11 protein-coding genes are annotated in these 8,719 nt (G+C 40.4%); 1 reads left to right on the top strand and 10 read right to left on the bottom strand.

The window, feature by feature from the left end:
- Window positions 1–183 precede the first annotated feature (183 nt).
- Window positions 184–810: a LysR family transcriptional regulator substrate-binding protein gene (locus KQI22_RS06725; RefSeq protein WP_253293540.1), complete on the top strand. Its 627-nt coding sequence runs from the start codon at window positions 184–186 to the stop codon at window positions 808–810.
- 28 nt (window positions 811–838) lie between these two features.
- Here KQI22_RS06725 and KQI22_RS06720 read toward each other — a convergent pair whose 3' ends face one another.
- From KQI22_RS06720 to KQI22_RS13950, 10 genes are all read right to left on the bottom strand, one after another.
- On the bottom strand, window positions 839–1,285 hold the full coding sequence (locus KQI22_RS06720; RefSeq protein WP_216551330.1) for a GNAT family N-acetyltransferase: 447 nt from the start codon (window positions 1,283–1,285) through the stop codon (window positions 839–841).
- Between the two features lie 23 nt (window positions 1,286–1,308).
- Complete coding sequence (locus KQI22_RS06715; protein ID WP_216551329.1) at window positions 1,309–1,899, bottom strand: B3/B4 domain-containing protein; 591 nt, start codon at window positions 1,897–1,899, stop codon at window positions 1,309–1,311.
- A gap of 55 nt (window positions 1,900–1,954) precedes the next feature.
- Window positions 1,955–2,440, bottom strand: a complete 486-nt coding sequence (locus KQI22_RS06710; RefSeq protein WP_216551328.1) for a GNAT family N-acetyltransferase — start codon at window positions 2,438–2,440, stop codon at window positions 1,955–1,957.
- Window positions 2,441–2,669: 229 nt separating this feature from the next.
- Window positions 2,670–3,152 (bottom strand): GNAT family N-acetyltransferase, encoded by a 483-nt coding sequence (locus KQI22_RS06705; protein ID WP_253293539.1) that lies wholly within the window; start codon window positions 3,150–3,152, stop codon window positions 2,670–2,672.
- Window positions 3,153–3,212: 60 nt separating this feature from the next.
- Entirely contained in the window at window positions 3,213–3,695 is a 483-nt protein-coding gene (locus tag KQI22_RS06700; protein ID WP_216551327.1) for a peptide-methionine (S)-S-oxide reductase, read from the bottom strand.
- A gap of 609 nt (window positions 3,696–4,304) precedes the next feature.
- Window positions 4,305–5,627 (bottom strand): lanthionine synthetase LanC family protein, encoded by a 1,323-nt coding sequence (locus tag KQI22_RS06695; RefSeq protein ID WP_216551326.1) that lies wholly within the window; start codon window positions 5,625–5,627, stop codon window positions 4,305–4,307.
- Window positions 5,627–6,613 carry a PLP-dependent cysteine synthase family protein gene (locus KQI22_RS06690; protein WP_216551325.1) on the bottom strand — a complete coding sequence of 329 codons (987 nt, stop codon included), beginning with the start codon at window positions 6,611–6,613 and terminating at the stop codon, window positions 5,627–5,629. Before KQI22_RS06690 ends, KQI22_RS06695 begins: the two co-directional genes overlap by 1 nt.
- 35 nt (window positions 6,614–6,648) lie before the next feature.
- Entirely contained in the window at window positions 6,649–7,434 is a 786-nt protein-coding gene (locus KQI22_RS06685; protein ID WP_216551324.1) for an SDR family NAD(P)-dependent oxidoreductase, read from the bottom strand.
- Window positions 7,435–7,569: 135 nt separating this feature from the next.
- Window positions 7,570–8,466 (bottom strand): alpha/beta hydrolase, encoded by an 897-nt coding sequence (locus KQI22_RS06680; RefSeq protein WP_216551323.1) that lies wholly within the window; start codon window positions 8,464–8,466, stop codon window positions 7,570–7,572.
- Entirely contained in the window at window positions 8,457–8,591 is a 135-nt protein-coding gene (locus tag KQI22_RS13950; protein WP_256447414.1) for a hypothetical protein, read from the bottom strand. Before KQI22_RS13950 ends, KQI22_RS06680 begins: the two co-directional genes overlap by 10 nt.
- Between the last annotated feature and the right edge of the window lie 128 nt (window positions 8,592–8,719).

Here is an 8,719-nt window from a genome sequence, read left to right as displayed (position 1 = left end):
TCATTTGTACTTTGTGTACTGGTTTCTTTTGTCTTGCCATAAAATAAGGCCTCCTATGATTTTATATTTTATCATAGAAGACCTTAAAATCCTATTTACAGAAAAACTTTCACAGACTCGACCGAAAACGGAAAACAGCTACTTCCGTCAATACAATCACTTGTCAATGAGCAAAGAAAGGTAATGCAGACCATTCATGAAATCAATCACATTGTTTCCGGAACACTTCGCATTGGAACCTTTACAAGCGTTTCAGTAAACTGGCTCCCCCACATTATCAGGCAATTTTCCGAACGATACCCAAATGTACACTTCGAATTACTAGCCGGAGATTATAATGAGATTACCGAACGGATACGCTGTGGAAAAATTGACTGTGGATTTCTGACTGCTCCAGTCGCGGATGAATTATTTTTTCAAACACTCTACCGTGACCCGATGATGGTAGTACTTCCAGCTAATCATCCGCTTACATCAAAAACAGCCCTTACATTCGAGGATATTAAAGAAGAACCTTTCATCATGCCGATGAAAGGTTCCGATCAAGACATCCGTTCTATTACTGATAAAAATATTAAAAAGTTGGATGTGCGTTATACGCTTAATGATGATTTCTCCGTGATTTCGTTGGTCAATCATGGTTTTGGTATCACAATTATGCCAGAACTAATTTTGAAAAATTTCAAACCAAATGTTGTTTCTATACCATTTATACCTCAACAATACCGTAAAATCGGCATCGCCACATTGCCGCATATGTCTATCCTAACGAAAACATTTGTTAAATTCCTTACGGAAGATAGAACTTAAAACCATTTTCTGCAAAACTGGAAGTTGTCTACTTCTCCATTACATAATTCGTCAAAGCAATTCCCTGCCGAATAACTTTCTGTTCTTTCACAACTCGATATCCTCGTTGTTGAAAAAATGGGGTTGCTGTAATAGATGCATGAGTAATAAACGTTTTTCCTTTTGAAGAAGATTCCAGCGCATCACAAATCGCAGAAGCAACACCTTTACGCTGGTAGTCTTTATGAACATAAAGCCTGTCCAAATAGCCAGTGCTGTCCATATCCCCAAAGCCAACAATTTTTCCATTTTCTACGGCAACAATCGTTTTGTGTTTCAGAAAAGAACTATTCCATTCGCCCACATCAACCTTGCCAGTTGCCCAAACATCCACCTGCTCTTTTGTATAATCTTTTACATTTACACTGTGAACCGTTTGATAAAATAACTCTGCTAACTGCTCACAATCAGAAGGCTGATATTCTCGTAGTTGCATTTCTTCTCCTCTCAAATTCCGATTTACATAACCCAGGTTTCGACATCCTGAACATCGGCGTATTTTTGAAAATCAGCCCGCGCCTTTTCCAATAATGCCGGAAGATTGATCGTATTTTCAAAGCAGTAAATTACAACAAGAACATCCTTTGTATGCTCCGTGACCATTGCGCGGGTCGAATCAGACATAGAACTGCCAAAAATACCTGCATCGTCAGCAAGCACCAGCATGTTTTCCATATCTAAAAATTCTTTACCGATGCCCTGATAACCTTCACCCTTTTCAGCTTTTCTCAAAACGATTGTTCCCCGGGTATGTGCCAGATCATATGAGCCGACCGATAATCCGCTTACAACAGAAATCAGATTGTTTACATCAACCACGGAATTGATATGATATAAATCATCACCGCGACGAATTCTTCGTAAAAGTGCCTCTGATGAGACTCTGTATCTTCCAGGATTTCTACCGAAAGCCTTGTACGCTGCGCGGCTTCCCCTGACACCCGGAATATCATTCCATTCTTTTACCTCTGCTTTAAATCGAAGCAGTCCTAAACGAATATCCGAATAGGTTTCATAAAGTTTATTATCTATTTTTACATCATATTTCATACTATATCCCTCCCAGACTTCAAATAAACTCCTGCAGATAGATGGATAACCTTTTTTAAAAAGTCAGCCGCATCTGATGCCATACAACATTTCCATGTGTAGATTTCTCGGATACGCCTTCATCAAAAAATCCAAACTTTGCATAATATGAGAACAGTTTTTCCTTACAGGTCAATACCAGCCCTTTGCGTCCCTGCTGCTTTGCATCCTCAATCGCACGGCGGATCAGTTCTCCCGCATATCCATGTTTTCGGTAATCCGGCAGTGTATTAACCCCGAAAATCATCTGCCAGGCACCACTTTCATTATGCATAGCCGCATTTTCGTACATTTCGTCCATCAGATCCTGCTCATCCGTTACAAATCCATCCACAAACGCGATCAGCTTTTCCTGTTCAAACATAAGCCAGAAATGATTTCCATAATACCTGACTCTTTCTGTAAATTCTTTTTCGGTTGCAGCTTCTGCAGGCGGAAAGCATTCTGCTTCTACCGCAGCGATTGCTGCAACATCCTCCATTTTCGCATATCGTATCTTCATAAAAATTCCTCCATGATCTGACAACCTGCTAGTTAATACCTGGATAATCTTCCGGCATTAACTGTGTCATAAATTCCCGACACGCTCCGCACATACCCCCAATATACACGCTGTATCCACACAAACGCCGACATATATTCCACCGGATGCTGATTCTACCGCTGCGGAAATCCCACCTGCCTCAATAATTTTAGAAACATCTCGCTCCTTCCATTCATTGTTCTAGCTTTCATAACTGTTTGCGCATATAAATCACATCATCCATTGGATTATAGTAATATGCTTCACATTCTTCGAATCCATGCTTTTTATATAAGGAAATAGCTGCCTTCAACGGTGTAATCGTGTCTAGCACAATTTCTTTGTACCCTGCATTTCTGGCATGTGCAAGTATTTCCGTAACCAGAGTATCTCCCAAATGCATTCCTCTTGCAGCAGGGCGTACATACAACCGTTTCATTTCACACCGAATCGCTGAATGTCTATGATAAGCTACCATTCCCAGAACTCTGCCATGATCTATCGCAACCAAAATTTCTCCCTCCGGAGCAGTATATTTATAAGAAGGATCTTTTAATTCATCCTCTATATTCTGGAAAGACAAATCACGTCCCAGACGCTCTGCATATTCTTTAATAAGTTCTTTTACCTCTGGCAAATACGCTTTACCATCTACAATTTCCATTATCATTCCTCCGCGAATAATTTTCATCTATCGTCACTTCATCAAATCAGAATTTACATATTTTATATATATATCAGCATATCCCTTCTAATTGTCTCTATATTTATTCAACACTTCATCCGGGATATGGCAAAGACTACAATCCTCAGGATATCTTTCCAAATGATGCTGATGCTCTTCGGCACTTCTGACATAGTTAGTCAAAGGCAACACTTCTACTACAATTTTGTTTCGGTCTTTTCTTTTCTCAATGAAAGCCCTTGCTTCGTCCAAATGCCTTGCAGAAGTGCTGTATATACCGGTTCTGTATTTCTTGCCAACATCGATCCCCTGCTTATTCAGGCTATATGGATCGATGATCTCAAACAGATGCTCCATAAGCTTTGCCACTGTAGTTTCCTTTTCATCAAAAGTTACCTTCACACACTCCGCATATCCGTCATAACTACCAGCCAGTGTATTTGTTGTTCCATTGGCTCTGCCTGCCTCCGTTGACAGTACACCGGGCACTTTATCAAAAAAGTGCTGTACGCCCCACAGACATCCGCCCGCTATATATACAGTTTCCATGATTTTCTTTTCATCCTCTCTCAACGTCAAATATGACATACTATTTTCTTTTCGCAGATATCTCATAAACTACAATACCTATGTACCAGATTATCCCTATAAACTAAAAAGTTATATCTTCTATTATAAATTTTCCAGCCCCATTTATGTACTCAATGCAGCGACCAAAGCGGAATATCTTTTCGTTTTATTTTTGATATCCGATTCTTCAACACCATAATATCTGTAGAGTTCTTTTGAGATCTTCTCATAAAGTTTCCTTTCATGATCTCTAATATATCCATTACAATATCCTCGCTTTTGTTCAACTTGGTAACCCAATTATAATATATTCGTTCCATATTTGGGTTATTTTTTATTATTAATTATGTATTTTTGTCTTTTTACTTTTTGCCAAATTTCTCCCACCTTTAGATAATTAACCGCTTTTAAGTCAGAAATAATAAACAATGGCGACCAGTCTTATCATCAGACCACCCGCCCTTATTTCTTCTTATATTGTATTCTTTTTTATATATTAGCATATATCTTCTAATTATCTCTATATTTATTTAACACTACATCCGGATATGGCAGAAGCCGCCAGATCATTGCCTGTGCTTTTTCTTTTTATCTCGTATAGGGATCGTCAATAAGCCCTGTAAATCCACTAAGCGCTCTCTCTATGGCATATATCTGCAAAAGTGCTGTCACGATTCCCGCCGTACCTGTAAAATATCCTGCAGGTGCAGTGATGACATCAGTTTTTGTCCTGTCGAATGCAATATTCCAGTGATCCTCTGTTCTACTGCCAACAAGCACTTCTCCTACTCCATGCAAAAGTTTCAGCCACATTTCATCTCCTGTCGCTTTATAAAGTCCAATATAAAACGGAACATAGCCCGCCGGTCCGCAGCAGATACATGTCGTATTCCAGAATCCTGCAGACTGTGCAAACGGTGCTTTCATACTGTGTGCACCATCCGCAAGCGCCTTTACTTCAGACAGATATTCTTCCTTACCCGTAACCTTGTATAATTCATAAAAAAGCTTGGCAGTTCCAACCGGGCCATGACAATTTCCAAGATAGAACAGATTGTCATATTTTCCAAGCTTATAGGGGATAAGATACCCCTTTTTCTGTCTGACTGCGATACTCTTTAGATAATTTACTGTTCCCTTCGCCGCATCAAGATACTTCTCATCCCCTGTTAATTCATAGACCATCGTAAAAAGATAGCCTGCTCCCGCTGTTCCAAATTCAAAATTCGGTTCTCTGTGTTTAAATGAAACATGCAGGTGATCTATCTCGATCGCTCCACCTTCATGTTCTATTGCATGCGAAAGAATATAATCCGTACCTTTCCTGATCAGTTCAACACACTCTGTCTGATCCTGTATGTTTCCGGAAATTGCTGCATTTGTATAATAGGTATCAATAAGAAACAGTATAATCCCACTATCGAAGAATACCGGTGAATTACCCGTCCAATAAATTCCTTCCTCTGCCTTTGTCAGTGTATTTTTATAATAGTCCATTACTTTCAATGCACCATTTTTTGCATGAACATCTCCGGTAAGACGATACACCTCATTCAGCACAAGACCTATTCCACCGATTCCACTATAAAATGCCTGAGACATTCCCGGTACGAATTCTCCTTCTTTTTGGGCAGTTTCAATGCCGTCAAAAACGTGCTTTTCAAGAAACAGTGTCATCTTATCGATAACAGACCGGTATTTTTCTTTTTTTAATACCTGATACAATTCAACATACATATGGAGTATTCCTGCTGTTCCAACATATAGATTATGTCTTGCATAATTAGTCAGTTCAGTCGAATACATACCGTCTTCTGTCTCTTTCAAAAAAGAGTAAACATAGCTCTCGCCTTTTTCTATATTTTCAAGAAAAACATCCGCATTATCTACTTTTTCTCTTTTAAATTCCATTAAATGTCCGCTCCGTACATTCTTGTTGAAAGGTATTTCGTTCCATCATCCGGTAATATCACCACAATTCTTTTTCCTTCATTTTCCGGTCTTAACGCAACTTTCTTGGCTGCAAGTACTGCAGCAGCCGCTGATGCACCGGCAAATATGCCGTCACTCTCAGCCAGTTCTCTTGCCGTCGCATACGTCTCCGTTCCATCAACATCAATGACTTCGTCGCATTGAAAATGATTCTTGACCAGGAATGGATGGGTTACTTTACCGTCGTTGTCAAAATGAACAACACCATCTATTGTATCTCTGTCTTCTCCCGGTTTGTACATTGATTCAAGATTTGGCTGAACACCAATGATCTTAACGCCCGGAATATGCTCTTTCAGGTACAGACCAACTCCCGTAAGTGTTCCTGCTGTTCCGGCGAGCATAACCGCATAATCCACCTGACCGTCTGTATCTTCCACGATCTCCGGGCCCGTTGATTTGATATGTGCCTGCCAGTTCGCATCATTCGTAAGCTGGCTTGTATAATAATATCCGTTATCATCACAAAACTTCTGCATTGCTGCGATGATTCTCTCTTTGTCGAATCCATATTTGGCAATAATCTCGTCAAATCCTGGAATATCCTTATAATACTGTACCGTTGTTCCGTATGCTTTCAGGATCTGCACTCTCTCAGGGGTACAGCCCGGTTCCATGAAGATATGCAGATGATATCCTCTTGCTGCTGCAAATGCTGCAAGTGATATTCCTGTATTACCGCTTGTACTCTCGACGATCGTTCCACCCGGTTTCAGCTTGCCTTCCGCCTCCGCTTTTTCAATCATGTTAAGCGCCGCCCTGTCTTTGATACTTCCACTCGGATTAAAGTACTCAAGTTTCCCTATTAAAGTTGCTTTCAGGTTATTATTTCTGTTAAAGTTAGTAAGCTCCACAAGTGGTGTATGTCCTACTAATTCTGTTATTGATTTATGTATATTTGCCATGATTTTTCCTCCGTTGCAGTAAAATAATTTCTTAATTAATTGCAGGATATGCCGCCGTCAACAACAAGCCTTGCTCCGTTAATAAACTTCGCTCTGTCACTTGCAAGATACAAAACCGCTTCTGCTATATCTGCTGTATCCCCAAATACAAACTGCGGATCCATTCCTGACATGATTCTCGATCTGCCGAATTCGCTTTCTAATTCCGGTTTACTGGTCATTCCTGTTCTTATGGCTCCGGGACATACAATATTGCTTCTTATGCCCTTGTGCATATATGCATATGCTGTATGCTCACACAAACCTACCAGTCCATGCTTTGCAACACTATACGCAACACTTGATCGACAGCCTTTTATGCCTGCAACTGAAGCTATCGTAACAATACTGCCACCATTCTCCTGCCTGAGCATCTTATTCACCGCTGCTCTCATTGCATACATGGGTCCGTTAAGATTGATATCGATGATTCTGTTCCAATCTTCATTCGTGGTCTCTGTAACCGGCTCACTGTGCCCTGCAACACCCGCGTTATTGACAAGGACATTGATCTCTCCTGTTGCACGCACTGCCTTCTCTATCATCTCCTCATTCACTTCCTGCCTGGATATATCTCCCACAAAAGGAATAAAATTCTTCACGATATCTTCCGTACTGTTTTCTTTTAATTCCCTGCCTAATGCATCTAATGCACTCTCATTCACATCAACTGCGACAACAGTTGCCCCATTCTTAAGGAAATTAACAGTGATCGCCTTACCCATGCCCGCTGCTGCACCGGTTATAACCACACTCTTTCCGGCGAACTCCAATTTGCCCATATATTGCATACATCTCCTTTTCCTACTTATCCGATAAGTATATTGTGAATATATCATATCATCTTTTATCAAAATGAGATAATGCAAAAAACTTGGAATCCGTTATAGATTTTACTTATAACTTCATGCATGTTTTTATTTTCTCAGATATGCAACCAGCCTTTGATGTCCCGGTTTTGCTTCTTTTACCAATGGCATCACCGCATATGTGTGATACATGCCTTGTGCAATCTCCAGTGTTACCTTTGCGCCATAGCTTCTTAACCGTTGTGCGGTTGATTGTGCTGCTGCAGAAAAGACTTCGTCTCCGCCATAGGAAAGGTAAACATCCTTTATCCCATCATAAATACCCTTTGACGTATACAATAATTCTTCCGGCAGTTCTTTTCCGCCTACCATACCTTTGAAAATATTATCAAGTGCAGTGGTGCTCATGATCAGATCTGTTTTGTTCAGCTCTTCTGCCCTTTTTCTTTCTTCTGCAGTCAAAGCGGAGCCGGGAGAACTGAGTGCGATCTTCCCCGGCATTGGAATGCCTTCTCCCTGCTGATTGATATATGACATCAGCCAAAGAACCATAGCTGCTCCTGATGAACCGCCTAAAAATGCAATATTCTCAGCCGGATAATGCTTAAGTGCCATTTTGTAAGTCGCGTATAACATATTTAATGCATCGATCAGATCATGTTCCCGTGCAAGCGGAAAATACGGAAGCAGCATATTTCTTCCGGTCTCTTTTGCCAATGGTATCAGTTCCTTTGCCTGCGCCGGTTTGGGATATTTCAGCATGCCTCCACCTGCTACGTAAATACACACATGGTCGCTTCTCTTTTTATGTGAAATCTCCAATACCGGAAACGCTTCTATTTTATGTGTTCGGAATATAAATTCCGGGTCTTTTAACTTGGGAATGGATGGCTTTGCCTCTGCTGTATGAAACATTTTCATAAGCTCATCATATGGTTTTGCCATCATTTTCTGCATTGGTATAATATGAAACATTGTTTTTATGATCGTATATTTTACTGACATTTTCCTTTCTCTCCTTCTGCTTTTTCTTCCGAAATATCAATCTGCAGCATCAGCTTTGTTATCTCCCGGATCTCCTGCTGCATCATTTCTGTATCCGGCTCCGTTGCCTCCGCCAGACCAAACATTGCGAAAGCATAACTGCATCTTTCTTAATGGCTTTTGTCATTATAGTAGTTAGTTGCATCTAAGTCAAGTTTTACGCAACAAAAAGGCAGGTATTTCTTTATACCTGCCTCACATAACGCTTCGTCAT

Origin of the sequence: Kineothrix sp. MSJ-39 (assembly GCF_018917935.1) — a bacterium.
Classification (GTDB): Bacteria; Bacillota; Clostridia; order Lachnospirales; family Lachnospiraceae; genus CAG-194.
This window is presented reverse-complemented; position numbering and strand designations above follow the sequence as displayed.